This window comes from Ignavibacteriales bacterium, from assembly GCA_026390815.1.
Taxonomy (GTDB): Bacteria; Bacteroidota; Ignavibacteria; order Ignavibacteriales; family SURF-24; genus JAPLFH01.
Genome location: JAPLFH010000046.1, coordinates 88827 through 110542, shown reverse-complemented (window position 1 = coordinate 110542; position 21716 = coordinate 88827). Strand labels below are relative to the sequence as shown.

17 protein-coding genes are annotated in these 21716 nt (G+C 31.6%); 11 read left to right on the top strand and 6 right to left on the bottom strand.

All coding sequences use genetic code 11. The annotated features are described in order from the left end of the window. The first annotated feature begins 3 nt into the window (after nucleotides 1–3). The 4 genes from NTX22_14470 to prmA all read left to right on the top strand — a co-directional run bounded on the left by NTX22_14470 (nucleotide 4) and on the right by prmA (nucleotide 6501). Nucleotides 4–2931, top strand: a complete 2928-nt coding sequence (locus NTX22_14470; protein MCX6151724.1) for a DEAD/DEAH box helicase — start codon at nucleotides 4–6, stop codon at nucleotides 2929–2931. 329 nt (nucleotides 2932–3260) lie between these two features. After that, nucleotides 3261–4622 carry a YchF/TatD family DNA exonuclease gene (locus NTX22_14465; protein MCX6151723.1) on the top strand — a complete coding sequence of 454 codons (1362 nt, stop codon included), beginning with the start codon at nucleotides 3261–3263 and terminating at the stop codon, nucleotides 4620–4622. Nucleotides 4623–4638: 16 nt separating this feature from the next. Then, on the top strand, nucleotides 4639–5640 hold the full coding sequence (locus tag NTX22_14460; protein ID MCX6151722.1) for a M28 family peptidase: 1002 nt from the start codon (nucleotides 4639–4641) through the stop codon (nucleotides 5638–5640). A 15-nt stretch (nucleotides 5641–5655) separates the two neighbouring features. Beyond that, the gene (prmA, locus tag NTX22_14455; protein ID MCX6151721.1) at nucleotides 5656–6501 is read left to right on the top strand and encodes a 50S ribosomal protein L11 methyltransferase; all 846 of its coding nucleotides are present in this window, start codon (nucleotides 5656–5658) and stop codon (nucleotides 6499–6501) included. 14 nt (nucleotides 6502–6515) lie between these two features. Here prmA and NTX22_14450 read toward each other — a convergent pair whose 3' ends face one another. Together NTX22_14450 and NTX22_14445 are read right to left on the bottom strand one after the other, a co-directional pair. Beyond that, on the bottom strand, nucleotides 6516–6956 hold the full coding sequence (locus NTX22_14450; protein MCX6151720.1) for a MarR family transcriptional regulator: 441 nt from the start codon (nucleotides 6954–6956) through the stop codon (nucleotides 6516–6518). Between the two features lie 17 nt (nucleotides 6957–6973). After that, the gene (locus NTX22_14445; GenBank protein MCX6151719.1) at nucleotides 6974–7639 is read right to left on the bottom strand and encodes a SprT family zinc-dependent metalloprotease; all 666 of its coding nucleotides are present in this window, start codon (nucleotides 7637–7639) and stop codon (nucleotides 6974–6976) included. Nucleotides 7640–7784: 145 nt separating this feature from the next. Here NTX22_14445 and NTX22_14440 point away from each other — a divergent pair, with 145 nt between their 5' ends. The 6 genes from NTX22_14440 (at nucleotide 7785) to menE (ending at nucleotide 15199) form a co-directional block, all read left to right on the top strand. Further along, nucleotides 7785–9194, top strand: a complete 1410-nt coding sequence (locus tag NTX22_14440) for an isochorismate synthase (GenBank protein ID MCX6151718.1) — start codon at nucleotides 7785–7787, stop codon at nucleotides 9192–9194. Continuing rightward, nucleotides 9178–10962, top strand: a complete 1785-nt coding sequence (gene menD / locus NTX22_14435) for a 2-succinyl-5-enolpyruvyl-6-hydroxy-3-cyclohexene-1-carboxylic-acid synthase (GenBank protein MCX6151717.1) — start codon at nucleotides 9178–9180, stop codon at nucleotides 10960–10962. Before NTX22_14440 ends, menD begins: the two co-directional genes overlap by 17 nt. Then, a complete protein-coding gene (gene menH / locus NTX22_14430) occupies nucleotides 10962–11786 on the top strand; it encodes a 2-succinyl-6-hydroxy-2,4-cyclohexadiene-1-carboxylate synthase (protein MCX6151716.1) in 825 nt (274 codons plus the stop codon). The genes menD and menH overlap by 1 nt, the downstream gene beginning before the upstream one ends. 42 nt (nucleotides 11787–11828) lie before the next feature. Beyond that, nucleotides 11829–12662, top strand: coding sequence for a 1,4-dihydroxy-2-naphthoyl-CoA synthase (gene menB, locus NTX22_14425; protein MCX6151715.1), 834 nt, complete (start codon nucleotides 11829–11831; stop codon nucleotides 12660–12662). A 136-nt stretch (nucleotides 12663–12798) separates the two neighbouring features. Beyond that, a complete protein-coding gene (locus NTX22_14420; protein ID MCX6151714.1) occupies nucleotides 12799–13695 on the top strand; it encodes a 1,4-dihydroxy-2-naphthoate polyprenyltransferase in 897 nt (298 codons plus the stop codon). Nucleotides 13696–13723: 28 nt separating this feature from the next. After that, a complete protein-coding gene (gene menE, locus NTX22_14415; GenBank protein MCX6151713.1) occupies nucleotides 13724–15199 on the top strand; it encodes an o-succinylbenzoate--CoA ligase in 1476 nt (491 codons plus the stop codon). Here menE and NTX22_14410 read toward each other — a convergent pair. Further along, nucleotides 15189–15596 (bottom strand): acyl-CoA thioesterase, encoded by a 408-nt coding sequence (locus tag NTX22_14410; protein ID MCX6151712.1) that lies wholly within the window; start codon nucleotides 15594–15596, stop codon nucleotides 15189–15191. The genes menE and NTX22_14410 overlap by 11 nt on opposite strands. 138 nt (nucleotides 15597–15734) lie before the next feature. Here NTX22_14410 and NTX22_14405 point away from each other — a divergent pair, with 138 nt between their 5' ends. After that, entirely contained in the window at nucleotides 15735–17051 is a 1317-nt protein-coding gene (locus NTX22_14405) for a toxin-antitoxin system YwqK family antitoxin (protein MCX6151711.1), read from the top strand. 194 nt (nucleotides 17052–17245) lie between these two features. On the opposite strand, the gene NTX22_14400 is transcribed toward NTX22_14405, so the two are convergent. The 3 genes from NTX22_14400 to NTX22_14390 form a co-directional block, all read right to left on the bottom strand. Further along, complete coding sequence (locus NTX22_14400; protein ID MCX6151710.1) at nucleotides 17246–18220, bottom strand: hypothetical protein; 975 nt, start codon at nucleotides 18218–18220, stop codon at nucleotides 17246–17248. Between the two features lie 324 nt (nucleotides 18221–18544). After that, a complete protein-coding gene (locus NTX22_14395) occupies nucleotides 18545–19918 on the bottom strand; it encodes a hypothetical protein (GenBank protein MCX6151709.1) in 1374 nt (457 codons plus the stop codon). Nucleotides 19919–20118: 200 nt separating this feature from the next. Continuing rightward, nucleotides 20119–21690, bottom strand: coding sequence for a glycosyltransferase (locus NTX22_14390; protein MCX6151708.1), 1572 nt, complete (start codon nucleotides 21688–21690; stop codon nucleotides 20119–20121). Nucleotides 21691–21716: the final 26 nt, after the last annotated feature.

The window sequence follows — 21716 nt, the reverse complement described above, 5'->3', positions numbered from 1 at the left end:
GCAATGCTGAAAAATGCAAGGCTTAAAGTTGCCGAATCAATTAATAAAATTGAAAAGCCGGATGATTGGCAATGGAAACGATGGCTGAAGAAACCATCCAATTCCGTAAAAGGATTTTCTATTTCGCCAACAAAAATTGTTTGGGAAGAATATTTTAAAACAGCTTTTGTTATTCCTGTTATCCGGTTAAGAACTACATATTTTGGCTCAAAAGGATTTATCGAAAGAAAACAATTCGAACAGTGGTTAAGAGTAAAAGCCACAAAATCAAAAAATGGATTTTTCCAAACACCTAAAACCAATCGTATTTTTTTCAGTTTATCGAATATTGAAGTTTCTCAAAATTTGTTTCCCCGGGAAAAGGAAATTACTTTCCAATATTCACCAGCTTCAAATTTTCTTTTAATAGATATTCCAACCCAACAAATTAAAATAGTTGAACCTGTTTCATTAACATTTCGCTTATTTTATTACAGAGAAATTGAGAATATTTATTTTGAAAAAAGTTGGAGTTTTCAGGAACAAATTTTTATAAACATTTATCAACCTGGCAAATGGGAATTTATTAAAGAAATTGATTTTGAAGCAGATAAGTTAATTGAACAATTTTTCATTAAGCCAAATTTCGTTTGTAATAATCTTCTACCTACTGGAAAGGATTTTAAGCTTGTTAATGAACATATTATTTCTCAATTCTTTCTTTACTATGCTGAAATTTCTTCCAATCTATTACCTGTTTCTTCCAATACTTATGACGTTTCTCTGCTTAACGTAGAAAAATTTGAGACGAATATTTCTAATTTACAATTCAGTTTATTATCAGCTCCATCAGATAATATTAATTTAATCACCAACACATTTGTACCGATGGGAAATCTGGTGAATGAAATTAAAAATATTTCACTAAAGGAAATTTCCTTTGTAAATATTTCAAAAAATTTATCAGGGGCAATTCCATTTAATGCAAAAATTAAGGGATTAAATAAATTAGAACTTACCAAATCTATTAAAACTAAAAATTTTAATTTTCAGAAATTGAGAATACCAGAACCGCAAATAATTGAAGCTGATACAAAATATATCTCCACAATAACGCCAGTGGAAAAAATGAACTTTCACAGTGATAGCAAGACGTTTGACAACTTACATGCTTTCCAGAAAGAAGGAATCGACTTTTTAATTAATAATCCATTCTGTTACTTAGCCGACGAACATGGTTTAGGTAAGACTGTTCAAGTTATTAATTCTATTAATTTCCTATTTAATAAGAACCGGATCAAAAATGTATTAGTGCTTACTAAAAATTCAGAATTTGGAATTTTACACCTGCCAAATGTCTCAGGTATTCCGGAAGGATGGAACGGTCATTTTAGCAATTGGGCACCGGATTTAAAAACTTGTATTATTCCAGAAGATGAACCAAAAAGGAAAAAAATATGGTTCAACCAGAGCCAGATAATTATCACAAGCTATTCTGTTTTTTTTAATGATTATCAGAATGGAATTATTCCAAAGGATTTACTTAATAAAATTGATTGCGTGATCCTTGATGAATTTCAGGATGTTAGAGCTGTTTCATTGCTAAACAAATTATTTAAAAAGAACAAACCAAAATATCTGTGGATCCTTTCAGGTTTATTAAAGGAAGAACGAAAGGTTGAATTAGAAATTAACCTTCGCGAGTTGTACAATGATTTTACTGGAAATCTCATTCCTGATTTTGAATGGAATAATATATTATCTTCCGTAAAATTATCAAGAACAATGGATGGGCAAACTGCTGAACTTCCAGATAGAATTTACCATAATAAGTGGTTTAAAATGTGCGAGGAGCAGGTTAAGGAGTATGATGCAATAATTCAGGAAGGAGAATTAACAATTTATTCAACTATTGAAAGAGGAAACTATTACATTGTTCGACCACAAATATTTAGTTTACTTCATCAATTAATGCAAATTTGCAATTTTGCATCAACAGAATTTGAAGCCAGTAAAGCAAAAGAAATTTTGGAATTCATTCAATCAAGTAAAGATAAAGTTGTTGTTTTTTCCCAATATGAAAAACTTGGTTTAGACCGGTTAAAGAAATTATTTACAACCCATAACCTGGACTTTGTTATATACAAAACAGGAATGCTGGAAGCGGAACTTGAAAAATCAGTAAATGATTTTAGAGATAATAAAGCTCAAATATTTTTAGCTGATGTTAAAGCCGTACAGAAAAAAATAAATCTCGGAAATTTCTCAACAATCATACATTTTGATCATTGGTGGAACCCTAATTCTGTTTGGCAACTTGAGGATAAGATTGATTTCGGTAATATCAAAAAAACAATAAATATTTATTCTTACTGGACTGAAAATACAATCGAAGAAAAAATCTATTCAAAATTATCTGAGAAAGGTCTTTTCCATAAAAATATATTTTATAATTTTTCACCATCGACTGTTGCGGAATTTATTTCCGTAGAAGAATGGTTAGTATTGTTTGATATTAAAGCTGAGCTAATCAGTGAGCAAAAAGTAGAAGATACAATTATTAATGTTAACACTGAGATACATAAATATAATCAGAATGAGTTAAGAGAGGCAGCAAAAAAAATCCTGGTTAAACTTGGATTTAATAACACAAAAATCTTGATGTACGATGAAAATTCTAAGGATGAAGTTGTATTAGGCTCAAAAATGGTTAACAACAACGAACAAAATATTTTAGTTTTACTAACCAGCGCACAGTATACTAATTTGGAAACAATTAATAAATTTTTAAATACTTTTTCTGATCAGGTAAAAATTTCAAAATCCTTTATCATTACTTTTGGCAGCTTTAAATCTGATTGTAAAAAGCTAATTGGATTAAACCAGCAATTATTAACTTTAATTGATGGAACTCTTCTCTTAAATATTTTGCAACAGTTTAGTTTGAAGTAAAATATTTTCTAATTACCACAACCAAAAACTTATCTAAAAATTTCATAACAATATATTTGAAATGGAATTCAGAATTACTTTTTCTGTTTTTATTATAAATTATAACTGTATACCAACAGAGTTGTTCGCAATAACAATGTAGATACAATTGGTAATCTTTCTCCAATAAGAAATATTTCGTTAACTTTGTATGTGATGATAAGAAAAATGATTCCGGATTCTTTATGTTTGCCAGTTGACCAAGCAATACAAATCTAAAAAATCAAGTATCGTAAAAATATTTCTATCTGTAATTTTTGTAAAAGTATTTATTAGAAAGAATATTATATATGTATATAGACACACATGCTCATCTTTTTTATCCAAATTATACTGATGATGTTGACGAAGTTATCGAACGGGCAAAACAATCTGGAATTGATTATATAATAGTTCCAGGAACTGACCTGGCAAGTTCTGCAAATGCAATAGCGCTTGCTGAGAGGTATGATTTCATATATGCCGCTGTTGGCATTCATCCACAAGATTCCAAAGAATGTAATTCATCCCAAATGCTTGAAGTTGAAAAATTAGCTTCCCATAAAAAAGTGGTTGCAATTGGGGAAATTGGCTTAGATTATTATTACGATTTTTCCCCCAAAGAAAAGCAGATAAAGGTATTTGAAGAGCAAATAAAACTCGCTATAAAACTTGAGTTACCTATCATCGTTCATAACCGGGACGCTGATGAAGATTTGATGAGAATAATTCGTCCTTACCAGGGATCTGGATTGAAAGCACAGTTTCATTGTTTTGCAGGTACTATTGAAGATGCAAGAGAACTTGTTGAAATGCATTATTATATTTCTTTTGCTGGGAACATTACTTTTAAAAAAGCTGATACTCTTAGAAATATTTTAAACAGCATCCAAATAGATAACTTGCTACTTGAAACTGACTCACCATTTATGACTCCCTTTCCTCACAGAGGACAAAGAAACGAACCAGCTTATATAAATCTTGTTGCAAAAAAAATGGCTGAGGTGCACAACCTTACGATTGATGATATAGCAAAAGCAACATCGTTAAACGCTTTCAAGCTATTTGGAATTGGAGCAATGCCCGGATTAACTTATACATACAAAATTAAAAATTCCCTCTACATAAATGTTTCTAATAGGTGCAATGCCGATTGCGTTTTTTGCAAAAGGAAAGAAGATCCAACTGTTAAAGGTTATAATCTTAAAATGAGTAAATCGCAGGAACCAGAAGCAAAAACTTATATTAAAGAAATTGATGATCCAACTAAGTTTGATGAAATAGTTTTTTGTGGATATGGTGAACCAACCATTCGCTGGGAAGTAGTAAAAGAAGTGGCAAAATATGTAAAGAGCAAAGGTGGCACAACAAGATTGGATACAGACGGACATGGTAATGTTATTAATAAGCGGGATATAACTCCTGAGTTTAAAGGATTAATAGACGTGGTTTCAATCAGTTTAAATTCAGTTGATAAAGACCAATATGCCAAGTTGATGAAAGTTGATCCGCAAATGCATCAGGAGATGATCAATTTTGCAAAAAATGTTAAACAATTTTGCAGTGTGGTTATGACTGTAGTTGATTATACTTCTGTTGATATTGAAAGTGCAAGAAAATTTGTTGAGGAAGAAATAGGTGTTACGTTTAGAGAAAGACCATATTTTTCATAAAATTTTAAAATTTAAAATGAAATTAGAAATAAATAAAATTCTTATTCTTTTAATTATACTAACAGCATTTTATTCATGCAGTAAAGAACAGCAAACCAAAGTTGAACAGCCATATTATTTAAAATCAGCAATTAAAATTCCAATGTTTGACAAAAATAATGTTTACAAGTATATCGAGGAACAAATTGCATTTGGTCCGCGCAATCCAAATTCCATGGGTCATCAGCAAGCGCTTAAGTATTTAGAAACAGAATTGAGAAAATCTACAGATGCAGTTGAGTTACAAAATTTTTCTTATAACGGATATGACGATGAAAAACTTGACCTAACTAACATCATCGCAAAGTTTAATTCTAATTCTAAAGACAGAATATTTATTTGTGCTCATTGGGATTCCCGTCCAAGAGCAGATCAGGATAAAGATGCAGCTAAAAAACTAAAACCAATCCTCGGAACAAATGATGGCGCAAGTGGAGTTGGAATAATTTTGGAACTTGCACAGTTACTTAAAGAAAATCCGGTTAATTACGGAATTGATTTAATCCTGTTTGATGGTGAAGATTATGGTAAGGAATCCGATTTGCAAAATTATTTCCTTGGTTCGAAATACTTTGCAGCAAGTAAGCCAACAGATTACCAACCATATTTTGGAATTCTGCTCGATTTGGTTGGCGATAAAGAAGCCATTTTTTACAAGGAAGGTAAATCTATTCAATTTGCTCCGGAAGTTGTTGATTTAGTTTGGAATATTGCACAGGATTTAAATGCTACTCCGTTTAGCGCCCTGGAAGGCTCTCCAATTGAAGATGATCATATTCCATTAAATCAGGCAGGATTAAAAACAATAGACATTGTGGATATTGATTTGATTGGCGCCAACACACCAAACAAAAGAAGAAATTACTGGCACACCAGCTTAGATACAATTGATAACATTGGTAAAGAAACTTTGCAGCAGGTTGGTGATGTATTGACTCATTTAATTTATTCTCTGGAATTTGGGAAACCGAACATTTAACTACTTTTTTTAAAAATGAAAACCTATACAGAATTCATTGTAAAAACCGACCCATTCCTCCCCGATCTGGTGAGTGGAGTTTTATGGAAATTAGAAATCACTGGTATAAGTGAAGAAAATAATTTTCTTAAAGTTTATGTTCCGGAACAAAATAAAATTAATAAGAAACAGATCGAAGACATTCTTGAAAGCATTGCAGAAGAAAAACTAATAAATTCCTATTCGGTTGAAGAAAATGAACTTGAGAATAAAAATTGGAATGAGGAATGGGAAAAGTCTTTAAATGTAATTGAGATAAATGATAGGATTGTAATTAAACCAACTTTTAGAAAATACATTCCTAAAGAAAATCAAATTGTTCTTACAATTGATCCGAAAATGTCCTTTGGTACCGGTGAACATCAGACTACAAAACTAGTTCTTCAAACTTTAGAAAAATACATTCAACCAGGTGTTACTGTTTTAGATGTTGGAACTGGAACCGGCATTCTTGCTATTGCTTCTGTAAAGCTCGGGGCAAAGAATGCTCTTGCAATTGATAATGATGAATGGTGTTATGAAAATGCAATCGAGAATTGCGAATTGAATTCCGTATCGGATAAAGTTGAGTTCAGGCTTGCAGAAATTGATAAAGTTGTAGACAAGAAATTTGATTTAATCCTGGCGAATATTCAAAAAAATGTTTTATTAGATATTGCGCCAGAAATAAAAAAATGTAATAACACCTCCGGTTTGGTAATTTTATCCGGTCTCTTAACAACAGATGAACAAGAAATTATTTCTTGTTACGAAAAGTTGAGTTTCCGAAAAATTGAAACAATTCAAATGGATGAGTGGATAGCAATTGTTTTTAAAAATTAATATTTACTCATTCACTAATCATTATTATTTTCCTTCTCTAACTTCCTAAGCAACTTTTCCAGAATCACAAATTCCTCGGAAGTTAATCTCTTTGTTATTTCAGAAATATTTTTAGCATTAACTGGAAACAGTTTAGCAATTTTTTCTTCACCTTTGGAAGTTAGCTCCGCCATTATTACTCTTCTATCAATATTGGAAGGAACCCGCTTCACAAAATCTTCCTTTTCCAAATTATCTACTACACAAGTAATATTTGCTCCGCTAACAAAAAGCTTTTCAGCAATTTTTTTTAGAGGCATAGATCCTTTTGTATAAAGCACTTCGAGTAAACTATATTGTGGTATTGTAAGTTTATTCTCAAAAATGGTTTTTACCTGAGCTCGCTTTAAATTTTCGTAAGAGCCAATTATATGCTCCCACAAGTTTAGAGCTGATTGAGTTTTTTCATCTATCATAGTTAAAATATCTCCTTTCAGGAAATTCCTTTTAGTATTTTTTTATAGTTTTTATAGTCGGGTAAATATAATTCCACCAAACTCCAGAATTTTCTAGAATGATTCATTTCTTTAAGATGACAAAGTTCATGAATGATGACATAATCAATTACTTCCTTTCTAAAGGATAATAATTTAAAATTGAATGACAAATTCCCTTTTCCGGAGCAACTTCCCCATCTGGATTTTTGTCCTCTGATTTTCAATCGATTAAATATAAATCCATGTTTTTTTGCCAAAGCATTAGTCCTGCTGGGAATATATTCCACTGCAGCATTTCTTAACCAGCTATCAAATATATTTTGTTTAGGCAATTCATTCCCTACTGTAGTAATTAACAATAATTTGTGCCCAATTAGTTCTACTTGTGGCGATTTTAAAAACATATCAAACTGCTGTTCTATAAAAAGTTTTTCACCAAAATAAAAATATTCTTTTTCCTTATTGAAAATTTTTTTTAGATGCTTCTTAATCCATTGTTTTTTTGATTCAAGTAACTTTTCTGCTTCGGTTATAGACATTCTTGAAGGGACAATTAACTCCAATCCCTTATCAGAACTTATCTGAATTCTTATTCGTTTAGCCTTTTTGCTAAATTTTGTTACATATGGATAATCAACAGAATCAATTGATATTTTGGACAATATTTAGTTAAATTTACGATTGTTAGGTAAATGATTTCTTTATAAAATATAACACATTTTAATTTAAAGAATTCGTTTATAGAAATTAAAAATTATAATAATTAAAAATACCGGTATTTCATTCTTTAATAAATAAAAACATAATTTGAACAAATTTGCAACAGAAAAATTTACCGCATTTATAACCAACGCCGCAGAAAAACTAGCCGGTAAAATTAACAATACATTGATTAGCTATCATTTTGAAGCTGACGGCTTTCATTTCAACGAAAAGGTTAATACACTTTCCAAAAGCTTTGAGAAATTTTTCTACTGGGAAAAACCAGAAAGTCAATTTAGCTTTATGGGATTGGGTGAGCTTTTTTCCATAACCGAAAACGGCATAAATAGGTTTTCATCCTCTGAAAAAAAAGTTAAGAATTGGAATAATAATTTTTATTCGAATTTGAACTCATCGGAACTGCAAATTCCTTTGTTTGTTGGCGGAATGAAGTTTTTACCAGAAAGCGAACCTGACTTATGGGACAACTATCCAGATTCCAACTGGACAATTCCAAGAATTTTACTTGTAAAAAATGGAAAAACCGAGCAAGTCTTTTATAATTTCATTTATACTCCTGATTCTCCTAAAGAAAAAATTATTGAGGAATTCAATCGAAGGATTTCAATCCTGAATAATGAATCTGCCACGGTTCAATCTGCACATATGCCTAAGATTCTTTCATCAATTGGAAATGGACCAAAAGAAAGAAAAAGATGGATTGAATATGTTAAAGAAGCCCTGGAAAAAATTGATTCGGAAATTATCAAAAAAGTAGTTTTATCTCGTAGTGTTGAATTAAAATTAGATACTGATCCAAATATTTTTGATTTTATAAACCAATTCCGAAAAAAATATCCGGAGTGTAATATCTTCGCTATTCATTCCGGAAAATCCACCTTCTTTGGAGCATCACCGGAAAAGTTGGTAAAATTCCATCCGGATTTTGTTGAAACTGATTCTCTTGCAGGTTCAGCACCACGAGGTAAAGATGAAATTGAGGATAAGATAATCGAAGAGGAACTTCTTTCAAGTGTAAAAAATCTGCATGAACATAAGACTGTAATAGATTTTATAGAAAAGCAATTCAATAAATTAAATATAAAAGTTACTTACGATTCAATTCCAAAAATTAAAAAACTTCATAATATTCAGCATCTATGGACACCAATAAAAGCTGAAGTACATACCAATGGAAATATATTTAATATACTTGAAATATTGCATCCAACTCCTGCAGTATGTGGGGTACCACAATCAAGTGCTATGCAGGTTATAAAGGAAATGGAAGATTATTCCCGCGGGTTATATTCGGGAGTAGTTGGCTGGTTCAACTTACAAGGTGAAGGAGAATTTACTGTTGCTATTAGATCTGCACTGGCAAAAGGTAAAAAAATTTATGCATTTGCCGGAAGTGGAATTGTGGAAGGCTCTGAACCTCAATCAGAGTATAAAGAAACAGAATTAAAACTTAAACCCATCCTTTCCTTATTTGATAATGAAAATAAAAATTAACCGGAATATTCTTTGGGCTGAAACATTTGTAAATGAACTTACTAATCTTGGAATTAAATATGCATGTCTTTCCCCCGGTTCCAGAAACACTGCATTAACAATTGCATTTAGTCAGAATAAAAAAATTAAATCATTTGTTATCATTGATGAAAGGTCAAGTGCTTTCTTTGGATTGGGTTTAGCTAAGGCATCAAATTTTCCGGTTGTTTTAGTAAGTACATCTGGAACAGCTACTGCAGAATTCTATCCAGCAATAATTGAAGCATATCAATATCACGTTCCGCTTATTATCTGCACAGCAGACAGACCACCAGAGCTGCTTAATTCCGGCGCTAACCAAACTATTAACCAGGACAATATTTACCGCAACCACATCAATTGGTTTTTTAATGTTGGATTGCCTGAACCAACTGAAAAACAACTGAAAGAATTATTAATAATTACAAGAAGAGCTTTTTCTGAAAGCATGTTAAAGAAGAAAGGTCCCGTTCACTTAAATTTTCCATTCAGAAAACCATTTGAACCATTTAGTTATACAGATGAAGTTGACGATTCATTAATACAATTTTCTACAAGTGGCAAAGAATTAAACAACAAAATTCAATCGATTCCATTGGGGAATTCCATTAGTCAAAGGGATTTTAGTGCATTATATAATCTTTTAAAAATAGTTAGGAAAGGAATAATTGTAGCAGGTCCGGACGATGAAAAAGGCGATTTTCCAAAACTCTGTAACCAACTCGCATCAATATTGAAATACCCAATTATAGCTGATGGCATTTCTCAGTTAAGGTTCGGAGGTCATTCAAAGAAAAATATCCTTTCCAGCTTTGAGGGAATTCTAAGAGCTAAAAATCTTATTGAAAAATTTCAGCCAGAACTAATTCTTCAATTTGGCAAAACACCAACATCAAAAGGATTGGAATTATTTTTTGAAAATTCATTTGCGATAAAATACCTGGTAAATACAACTGGTGACAGGTATGATCCTACAAATAAAGCCAAAGCAGCATTAGGAATTCCGCCAGCCGATTTTTGCAATTTGGTAATACAAAAACTTAAGCAAGATAAATTTGAGAATAAGGATAGTAGTTGGTTAAACATTTTCTTGAATGCCGAATCATTAGCATCTAAAATCAAAAACAAAATGATTGATAATGCCAGCTTTCCATTTGAAGGAAGAATTATAAATGAAGTTATTCAACTGATGCCAAATGATTCTTCATTAATGATTTCTAACAGTATGCCTGTTCGGGATTTAGATTATTTTGCACCAAAGTTAAAGAAATCAATTTTGATATTTAACAATCGCGGTGCAAGCGGAATTGATGGGATTACTTCTACAGCGCTTGGTATTTCAGAACATCGGCATAAACCTACTGTATTAATTACCGGGGATCTTGCTTTCTATTACGATCTTAATGGATTACTTACATCTAAAAAATATAAAATTCCTCTTGTAGTTGTTTTAATCAATAATGATGGCGGAGGAATTTTTGAAATGCTTCCAATCTCGGATTATCAAAAAATATTTAAGGAATATTTTATTACTCCGCATGGTCTCAGTTTCTCCCCTTTTGTTAAATCTTATGGTGGCAAGTTCACCAAAATTAAAAACTGGAATCATTTCCAATCTGAATTTCTTAAAGCTATAAAAATAAAAAATCTTTCAGTTCTCCAAATAAAAACCGATGCGCATAAATCAGCAGTTCAAAGAAAAAAGTTTTGGGAAATAGTTGGTAATACATTAACAAATGATAAAATGTAATGTTGTTGATAACTTCCGACATTGGAATTAGTTTTGAAACTCCAGAAAAAATTATTCCTACAAAAAAAGTAATTTTATTCCTCCACGGTTTCACTGGTTCATGTAAAGATTGGAATGATATAATTCCAAAACTTCCTTCTGAATTTCAAGTAATTACAATCGATTTAATTGGTCATGGTAAAAGCGATTCGCCACAAGTTATATCGCATTACACTTCAGATGCAATCACTTCGCAAATTCATGCGATAATCCAAAAATTAAGCTTGACTGAAATAATTTTAATTGGTTATTCTATGGGTGGTAGAGCCGCACTTTGGTACACTGTAACTCATCCGGAAAAAGTGAATGGATTAATTCTAGAAAGCACAACGCCAGGAATTATTGACGAAAAATTACGAAGTGAAAGAAAAAATAATGATGAGAGGTTAGCTGAATTCATTGAAAAAGAGGAAGTTGAAAAGTTTGTAGATTATTGGATGAGCCTACCACTTTTTGCATCTCAGAGACAACTGAAACAGGAAATTCTTGAAAAAATAAGAAATGATAAATTGAACAACAGAAAAACCGGGTTGGCAAATTCTCTTAGAGGATTTGGACAAGGAGTAATGCCACATCTATGGAGCAAACTAGAACATATTAATTGTAATGTATTGCTAATTACCGGGCAACTTGATAAAAAATTCTCGGATATAAACTCATTGATGGCATCCTCTCTAAGTAATGTTAACCACCAGATCGTATCCAATGCTGGTCATAATGTTCATTTAGAAAAACCAGAAGTTTTCGTAAGTTTGATCAACAGTTTTATTAAGAAATTTTCTTGAAAATTTATTTGTTATAACTTTTAGCATCACTAAGGAATTTAAATGAAATCTAAATGGAAGAAAGCAAAAATATATAAGGATATTATTTATGAAAAGATGGCTGGCATCGCTAAAATTACAATAAATCGTCCAGAGGTTAGGAATGCTTTCCGTCCCGAAACTGTAACAGAGATGATTGATGCATTCACAAATGCAAGAGAAGATTCAAAAATAGGAGTTGTACTTTTAACTGGCGCAGGTCCATCAAAGGATGGGAAATATGCTTTTTGCTCTGGTGGTGATCAACGGATACGTGGAGATAAAGGTTATGTTGGTAAAGATAATGTCCCCCGATTAAATGTGCTTGATCTTCAAAAATTAATTAGAAGTATCCCAAAACCAGTAATAGCACTTGTTGCCGGGTATGCAATTGGCGGCGGACATGTTTTACATGTTGTTTGCGATTTAACAATTGCTGCAGACAATGCAATCTTTGGTCAGACCGGTCCAAAAGTTGGCAGCTTTGATGGGGGATTCGGTGCAGGTTACCTTGCTCGATTGGTTGGGCAAAAGAAAGCCCGGGAAATCTGGTACCTTTGTCGTCAATACAATGCTCAGGAAGCAATGGAGATGGGGTTAGTAAACAAAGTCGTGCCCATCAATCAATTGGAGCAGGAAGGAATCCAGTGGGCAAAGGAAATTTTAGAAAAGAGTTCTCTGGCAATTCGTCTTTTAAAATCTGCATTTAATGCTGAGCTGGATGGACAGACTGGAATTCAGGAACTTGCTGGAAATGCTACCTTACTCTATTATATGAGTGAAGAAGCACAGGAAGGTAAAAAAGCATATTTAGAAAAAAGAAAACCTGATTTCAAAAAATTTACGAGGGTACCTTAAATAAATGAATAATTAAAAATGAATAATTAAGAATGGAAAAAATCAGAACAAACAATAATAATTCATTCCATAATTATTTCATTCTCATTCTTAAATTTTACTTTATAACTTGTTACTTGAAACTTTCTAACTTAATATGACTGAGACCATCTTAAAAATATCAAAACTTAATAGTTGGTTACTTGCCAGCAGACCAAAAACTTTACTTGCAGCAACTGTACCTGTCGTAGTTGGATCTGCTTTAGCTATGAATGAAAACAGCTTTAAACCTATTGCTGCTTTAGTAGCTCTTATTTGCTCTGTATTAATTCAAGTTGGAACAAATTTTACAAATGATCTTTATGATTTTCTGAAAGGTACAGATAAAAAAGAACGATCAGGACCGCGTCGCGCTTTAGCTTCTGGCTGGATTACAGTTGCCGAAATGAAAGTGGGTGTTGTATTAACTTTTGGAACTTCTTTTCTGTTAGGATTATACTTAATTAATTTGGGCGGCTATCCAATTTTGGTAATTGGAATTCTTTCTATTCTTGCCGGGTTTGCTTATACTGCCGGACCTTACCCGCTTGCTTATAATGGACTTGGTGACATATTCGTATTCCTTTTTTTTGGATTAGTTGGAACTGTAGGTACTTTTTACGTTCAAACATTAAAAGTAACAACACTCTCCTTCTGGGCTTCAGTTCCTGTTGGCGCTTTAATAACAAATATTCTTGTGGTAAATAATTACCGCGATACTGATGAAGATAAGCTGGCTGGTAAAAAAACGCTGGCTGTAATTTTTGGAAAACAGTTTACTCGTTTGCAGTATATTTTTTTTATGATAATAAGTTACTTAACTCCAGTTGTTGTTTTTTTTACTTACAAACAAGAAGTATGGGTTTTTCTCCCATTGTTAACTTTCCCAATATCTTACCGTTTGATCAAAATGATTTTTACTCTTGAAGGAAAGCAATTGAACAAAACTTTGGAATTAACCGCTAAACTTTCTGCTTTGTATGGAGCACTGTTTGCAATTGGAATTCTTTTATAAAAACTTCTCAAATGTACTTTTCAAATAAATGATCATTGATTTCCTAAATAAAAACTCAGATTCTATCCTTAACAATCCCGTAATATATTTTGATAATGTTGTAATTAGCTATAGAGAATTTGAAGAAAGAATTTTGATCGCTACAAATAAATTGATTTCTCTGGGTATTAATCAAGGAACACACGTTACTTTAATTAGTGAAAATAACCTAGACTCAATAACAATTCTTTTTTCTCTCTGGAATATTTCCGCAGTTCCAATTCCACTTAACATCCGGCTAATAGATGATGAACTGGATAATTTAATAATTCATTCCGAATCAGAATTTATTTTGGTTCATCAAAACCTAAAAAAGAGATTAACAAACAACTCTGCTTCTATAAGAAAAATTATTTTCCCTTTATCGGAAGATTATAACAATGAAATTCCTTTTTGTGAAAATAGTTTTAAAGAAAATAATACAGCTTTGATTATTTACACTTCCGGAACTACTAACTTGGCAAAAGGAGTTATGCTTTCTTTTCACAATTTAATTAGTAGTGCACTTACCTCAAGTTCACATTTTAATTTTCAGAATAACGATAAATGGCTTGTCAGCCTTCCTTTATATCATATTGGCGGGATTCAGATATTATTTCGCGCAATCATTTTTGGTTCGTCTGTAATTATTCCTAAATCGCTAAAAACCGAAGACTTAATAAACGCTATAGTTGAATTTAAGCCGACACAAATTTCGCTTGTTCCAACAACTTTAAATCGGTTGATTGAAAAAAACATTTCTCCATACTCAGAACTTCGGAATGTATTTCTTGGAGGTGGTCCAAGTGATGAGATTTTATTGAAGCGAGCAATCGAATTGGGTTGGAATGTAATAAAGGTTTATGGCTCAACCGAAACTTCATCGATGGTTACTTCAGTATGTATAAATGAAAATCCAGAAAAAATAAATTCCTCGGGAAAATCTTTAGGTTCAAATATCATAAAAATTGTTGATGACAAAAATAACCGACTTCCACAAAATCAAACTGGTGAAATTGTTGTTTGTGGAAATTCTGTAATGCAAGGATATTGGAATGATCCGGAAGAAACTAATAAGCGTTCAATCAACAACGAATATTTTACCAGCGACATTGGTTACCTGGATTCTGATGGATATTTATATATCGATTCGAGACGAGATGATATTATAATTTCCGGTGGGGAAAATATTAATCCAACAGAAATTGAGCAGGAAATATTTAAATATCCAAACGTTAGGGAAGTTTGCGTTGTAGGATTGAAAGACAACGAATGGGGACAAATAGTTGCGGCAGCTATTGTTCCGATAACACCTGAAAAAATATTATCTGCTGATTTATTGAAATTCCTTAAATGCAAACTAGCTGGATTTAAATTACCCAAGCAATTTTTAGTATTACAGCAACTACCCAAAACTCAGCTTGGTAAAATCAAACGAGAAGAAGTTCGTCTTTTGTTTGAAGACAACAAGAACTTTAATTTCTAACCAGGTATTTCCGCAAATGCTTTTTTACTTCAGCTGGAATGTTTACCTTTTTCCATTTGTTTTTCTCAATAAAAACGTGCACTGTTTTACATTTCGCAAGCACTTCATCCTTGGAGTTCAACAAATCGTACATCAAAACAAAAGATGAATTTTTTACTTCTGTAACAGATAACTGAATTTTAATTGTAGAATCAGGAAAGATTGGTTCAATATAATCAGCTCCCGTGTGAATTATTGGAATTGCATACTTATCACCGGTAAAATAATTTACTTTAAACTTAGCCCTTGCCATAAAATCCTCATAAGTAGAATGAGCCAGTTTGAAAACATTTGCAAAGAATAAAATTCCGGCAGGATCAGCATCGTAAAAATTTACCCTGGTAGTATAAGTAAACATAAATTCTCCATTTTATTCTTTTGCAAATTTAACTATTTTTTATTGAGGATGGAAGTTGCTTGATTTAAAAATCAATTAAAGTGAAACTAATTTTCGTTAAATTTGATGCGCCTATAATCAAAATTGAAATAAGGAAGAATGAAATTCAATATTCGTTTAATAATGCTTTTTCTGCAATTAGTTACGATACTAGTTTTTTCTCAGGAGAAGGATTTCGAAATAAAAAAAACTTATTTCCCAAATGGTACAGTTAAAACCGAAGGTGAATACCGTCTTGGAAAACGCGAAGGAATTTTTAAAGAATTTTATGATGATGGAAAACTCTGGAAGGATTGGCAGTTTGTTGATGATAAGGAAGAAGGGATTCATCGGTGGTATTTCAAAAGCGGGAAAGTACAATTGGAATGGAATTATATTCATGGAAAATTGGAAGGAATTTCCAATTGGTTTTATGAAACTGGAGAGCTTTTAGCAGCTCAAAATTATATTAATGATAAATTGGAAGGCATAACAAAAACATATTATAAAAGTGGTGCGTTGATGGGATTATGGAACTACAAAGGCGGTCGGCTGGATGGATTATCACAAACATTTTTCGAAAACGGAAAAGTAGAAGTAGAACGGCATTATGGTGATGGAAGGATGGAGGGTCCTAATCGGGTTTATTTCGATTTTGGAAAACTCGCGCTTGAAGCAAATTACAAAAATGATAAACTCGATGGCACTTCAAAACTTTTTTATCCTGATGGTTCCACCAAAGTAATTGATTCTTATATAGACGGACAAATAATAAAACGGATCCGGTATGACATAGTTGGAAAATTTGATAAAGTTGAAGAAACCTTCAAGGATTATTATGACAATGGCTATCTAAAATCAGAAACAAACTTTAAGGATGGCGTTAAACATGGCTTGAACAAATCTTATTACCCGGATGGATATATTGAATCAGAATATAATTATAACAAAGGCAGACTTGACAGTACCTGCATTGCCTACTATGACAGTGGAACTGTAAAATCAATTATGAAATTTGATAATGACTTAAAATTTGGAGTGAACCAAGAATTTAATAAAGAAGGAATTCTTCTTTTAGAAATGAATTATAACAAAGGCGTTTTAGTTGGCATTTCTAAATCTTTTTATTCAGATGGCAAATTAAAAGCTGAAATGAATTTTAATGGTGGAAAGCTTGAAGGAATATCGAAACAATATTTTCCAAGTGGTAAGATAGAATTTGAAGAAACTTATATTGATAGTTTATTAGATGGACTTAAAACATGGTATTATGAAAATGGAGAAATCTCCAAATATTGTTTTTACAAAAGAGGAAAATTAAGTGGACTATATGTTACTTATTATCCCAACAGTTTTGTAAAAAGCGAAGCGAAGTATGATAATGATATGTTAATTAGTGAAATTAAATATGATGAGAAGGGGAAAATAATTAAATGAGTTTAATTCCGGGGTTCGATCCAAAAGTTAAAACATTGTTTAGCAATTGAGGATTTGAAAATTAGATTTTATTGGGTAAATGATATTTGGAATTTCAAAAGCTTCTTTAATTCTTCTAACAACAAATTTGTCTATAAAATCACTTCCAAAGGCAAGCGATGGTGTCTGCGTACCAGCTTCAAATACATTACAATTCAATCAAGGCAAAGTTGTTTACCATCTAACTTTAGACTAAAGGAATTACCGTTCACAATAATTTTAGCAGATTCAATTTCATTTATTTCAACTTTTTTTTCCTCAATCAAATTTCCATTTTTATCCAAAACATTTAAATGAAGGTTGGAATAAAGCCACTTTCCCTTTTTCAATATTGGTAAGTCTGATGATAAAACAGCCACACCTTCTTTAGTCAATGCTGCATCGGCAACAACTTTATCGCTGGGGAATTCCTTCGACCAAAGTATTTTTAAAGAATGAATTTCAGCTAAATATAAATTTGAATTAGTAAATCCAAGAAACTTATTTTCATCCTCAGTAAAGCCACCGTTGGAAAAACTCAAATCTACCTTGCCAATAAAATCACCATCAAAATTAAAGAAGGACGTTCGTTCAAAAAAGCTGGTGTCTATCCACGCGTAAGTGCCTGCAGCAATAACATTCCCAGATTTAGAAATTTCTATTCCAGTAGCATGATTTCCTTCAACCTCTTTTTCCAAATTCATTTCACCATTTGATGAAACAATAATAAGTTTTGTAAATGTAAGTTTTGGTTCTGAAATAAGTAAAGCCGATTTTTTATTCAAAGTTTCGTACTTAATAATTCGTTCATTATCAGTTGAAGAATTATAATTTGGTTTTATAGTATTTACCAAATTTCCTTTACTATCATAAAATTCAATTAAGCCGTTATAAGAATAAATAACCATAAGCTCCCCTGCTTCAAAAACAGAAACTGCAGGAAAAGGCACATCATCGGGCAGCGCTTTGGAAATGGAATAGGCTTTTTCTCCATTCACATTATAAACTTCAATCATAACTTGGTTTTTTTCACCTGCATTTGCCGTGCAGTCAAGCCTGTTTATTATTACTTTCCAATCACTATTTTGTTCTGAAGCAAGAACACACGAAACCATGGTTAGTAATAGTATAAATATTTTCCTAATCATCATTATCCGGCTAAATTTATTTTCCTATAACAATCAGATTACTAATCACCTTATTAGGTTCACTAAAGAATTTTAAATGAAAACTTAACTTCAAACTCAACCATTTCAAGAATTTTATTCAATCCACAATTTCTAATTAAAACCGCTGGTTCTAATGCTAAATTGTCATTTATTTTTTGCGATACAAATTTACTCCTCAAAATGTGGAATTCAAAATTTGTAATTTTGCACTCGATTAAAAAATATACTTTTGCTAACACTTTTATGTTGAAGCAAATTTAAATTGAATGAATAACAGTTGCTATGGAAAAGCTATTTAATTTTACTTTAATGAAGCACTTTATAAATCTTATAATCGCCATAATAATTATTCTTGTATTCTTTAACAAACCTGGTTCTAAGCGTGGGAAATATTTTATTTTCAAAATAATTTCTTGTTTCATCTTGTATCGTTTGCTTGCCACCAAGAATAACATAATCATAAGATTGGATTTTGAGATTATTTAAGTCAGACATAAATGAAATGTAATTGCAATCCTTAAAGATATCCCAGAGTAATAAATCTCCAAGAACTTTGTCTTTAGGATTTAGATGAAGGTATAAACCATTTTTCAGATCAGAGTATTTTGTATCCCAGCGTTTATAAATTAAAAATAAATTTCCAGCCAAAGATGAAAATACTACAATTAATAATACCGAATATAAAATTCTTCTAAAGCTAATATTCTTTAATGAAAGATTTAGTTGATAAAAAAACCAGGTAACAAGAATGCTGATAGACGGCAGCAGCATTGTAAAGTAACGAACATTTTTATTTGCAATTAAGATTGTAAGACCTAAAAGTACAAATCCGACTGAAAGTGCAATCATTTTAATAATTTTTTCTTTGCTAAAAAATCCAAAGATTAACGATGCAATGAAAAGAACCAGTATATGCAACCTGTATGGATAATTCAAAAATTCGTCATACCTCCTTCCTTCCTGCCGAAGAAGTTCAGGCAAATTTAATATTGTACCTTTATCATCAATTGTTGTAGTTTTATAAAGGTAGGCTTTAAGAAAATCAATCAGGTTAAGATGTTTGTAACTTTCACTTGAACTAATAAAAATTAGAACTGCCGTTAATCCCACCAACAATGGAATTAAAAACTTGATAATGATTGCTTCGTTTTCCTTAAAAGAAAAATTGCTCCATTCAAAAAGTAAATAACAGATTAAAAAACTACCAATTACCAGAATATAATTTGGATGAATACCAACAAAGATTATCGAAATCAGACCGATCCAAACGGATCTTTCCTTCTTTAGATTAAATTTATTATCATACATTACAAAAATTGAAAGAGGAATACCGATTGCGAGTACTATATCCGGTCGAACAATATATGATGTAAGAAAAAAAATATTATCCACCGCTAAAAGCAGAACTGGAACAACACTCCAGGTTTTGCTTTTAAATATTCTTAGGCTTATAAAATAGACCAGGAAAAATATGATTGGGACTATAACAACGTTTAATAATCGGGAAATTATAATCGATTTTGGAAGGATGAAATGAATAACAACCAAGATTGCCTGGTAGCAAGTGAATTGGTAAACAGTGGTGGGATAACCATTAAAATCTGTAATTGCCGTTACATAAAAGCCGCCAGTTTTAGCTAAATTATATGCTGGAACAGCAACCCAAGATTCATCATACATAATTCTTTTATCAATAAATAAAAAAAATTGTATGAAGTAGAGGATTAAAACTAAAAAGAATAATTTGTTTTCAAAAAGAAATTTCTTAGCTGCAAAGGAATAATTCTTAAGGAGAATGAAATCACTATTATGGTTTTTAAAAATCATCAATGCAAAAATAGTTTAAATCATTTTCACCTAAAAATTGTTTTACTAACATTTTACAGAACTTGTTTTTTAGAAAATGTTTTAAATGACCTCTTGCCAGGATTGTTATAGCTTAACTGCGGCACTAATTCAGGAATTTGAATAATCGATTTATTCCTCTTCCAATCTTCCCATACGGCATAAAAAAGTCCAAGGTGTACAAACGCTAATCCTAAAGCAAAAATGTTTATTATAAGTGTTGAGGATATTCTATCTTCAGTTAAAAAATTAAATGCAGCAAGTGCAATCAATAAAATAACTACAACTATCTGGGGCATAATTAATTTAAAAAATCTTCTTTTACGTTGAATCTTTGGCGTTTCCATAAATGGAATTCTAATACCGAATAAAGCGTAAAGAAAGGAGATTGTATAAATAGGCCACGTTCCGAAAACAAGAATAATTCCCCTTAAACGAAATCCTTTTGTTGCTGGTTTTATTGTATAATTTTTTCCTGCGAATTGATGTATATAAATAAAGAAGAAAAGAAATGGTATCGAGTGAAACAAATAGTTAGAAAAATATGAAGTAGCTAATTCCGAAATTCCAAGCAATGCAACTAAGGTTGCCAAAATATGTAATCCAACAACTGGTCCAGCAGTATAATAAGTCATTCTGGTTAGGTAACAAACCTGTTTATTAAATTCTAATTTACGAGCAAGTTTTGGATAAACATTTAACAAAGTATCGAATACACCTCTTGACCATTTGAGTTGCTGCTTGAAGAAAGAAGTTACATCTGTTGGAACCAAACCTTTTGCAAGAACTTCCGGTACATAATCTGTTTCCCATCCAGCAGAATGCAAGGTTATGGAAGTATTTAAATCTTCTGCTAAGCCAGGTATGTAACCATTAATTGATTGTAATGCCTTCCTTCTGAAAATTGCATTACTTCCAAAAACTGTAGTACAACCACATCCATTCATACCAAGCGTTGATGGACCAAAAAAATCATCATTCAATTCTGAGCAAGCAGCAGCTACAAATCCATCTTCTGAATTGTAATGATCTAAAAGAATTTGTACAGCACCAATTTTAGGATTATTAAATCTACCAACTGACCTGGATAAATAATTAGTTGCGGGTACATGATCAATATCAAAAATCGCAACTAATTCTCCACTCGATTCATTTAAGGCATTATTTATATTTCCGGCTTTATTGTGCAGATTGTTTTGGCGAGTAATATAAATTGCACCAAACTTTGCAGCAATCTGTTTGTGTTCAGGATTATTTCCATCATCAATAAGGTAAGTTTTATGAGGATATTCTATTCCAACTGCGGCGCTTACTGCTTTTTCAATTAACCAGATTGGTTCTTTAAAAGTTGGAACAAAAACATCCACAGTATAATTTCCAACATATTCTTTAAATGATGGAAATTTGGCATGAAGTATTATATACCAAACGGAATAAACTTGAGTACAGGTGTATAAAAATGCCAGTATAAATAAAATCATAAACAAAGGATTAAGAAACCGGTTTTCCTGGAACCACCAGCTAAAAAAATAAAAGGAACTAATTATACCCAAAATAATTAGTATCGCTAATTTAGTTTTGCTTTCTTTTGCAACTTTAGTTTTCACAAGATTCCTTTACCCAGTTTAATGAT

Excerpts from the sequence above, each read along its gene's own strand:
- NTX22_14450 (MCX6151720.1), bottom strand. The coding sequence starts at position 6,956 with ATGATAGATGAAAAAACTCAATCAGCTCTAAACTTGTGGGAGCATATA.
- menH (MCX6151716.1), top strand. The coding sequence starts at position 10,962 with ATGTTGTTGATAACTTCCGACATTGGAATTAGTTTTGAAACTCCAGAA.
- NTX22_14420 (MCX6151714.1), top strand. The coding sequence starts at position 12,799 with ATGACTGAGACCATCTTAAAAATATCAAAACTTAATAGTTGGTTACTT.
- menE (MCX6151713.1), top strand. The coding sequence starts at position 13,724 with ATGATCATTGATTTCCTAAATAAAAACTCAGATTCTATCCTTAACAAT.
- NTX22_14470 (MCX6151724.1), top strand. The coding sequence starts at position 4 with ATGCTGAAAAATGCAAGGCTTAAAGTTGCCGAATCAATTAATAAAATT.
- menD (MCX6151717.1), top strand. The coding sequence starts at position 9,178 with ATGAAAATAAAAATTAACCGGAATATTCTTTGGGCTGAAACATTTGTA.
- menB (MCX6151715.1), top strand. The coding sequence starts at position 11,829 with ATGAAATCTAAATGGAAGAAAGCAAAAATATATAAGGATATTATTTAT.
- NTX22_14465 (MCX6151723.1), top strand. The coding sequence starts at position 3,261 with ATGTATATAGACACACATGCTCATCTTTTTTATCCAAATTATACTGAT.
- NTX22_14460 (MCX6151722.1), top strand. The coding sequence starts at position 4,639 with ATGAAATTAGAAATAAATAAAATTCTTATTCTTTTAATTATACTAACA.
- NTX22_14405 (MCX6151711.1), top strand. The coding sequence starts at position 15,735 with ATGAAATTCAATATTCGTTTAATAATGCTTTTTCTGCAATTAGTTACG.
- prmA (MCX6151721.1), top strand. The coding sequence starts at position 5,656 with ATGAAAACCTATACAGAATTCATTGTAAAAACCGACCCATTCCTCCCC.
- NTX22_14395 (MCX6151709.1), bottom strand. The coding sequence starts at position 19,918 with ATGTATGATGAATCTTGGGTTGCTGTTCCAGCATATAATTTAGCTAAA.
- NTX22_14400 (MCX6151710.1), bottom strand. The coding sequence starts at position 18,220 with ATGATGATTAGGAAAATATTTATACTATTACTAACCATGGTTTCGTGT.
- NTX22_14410 (MCX6151712.1), bottom strand. The coding sequence starts at position 15,596 with ATGTTTACTTATACTACCAGGGTAAATTTTTACGATGCTGATCCTGCC.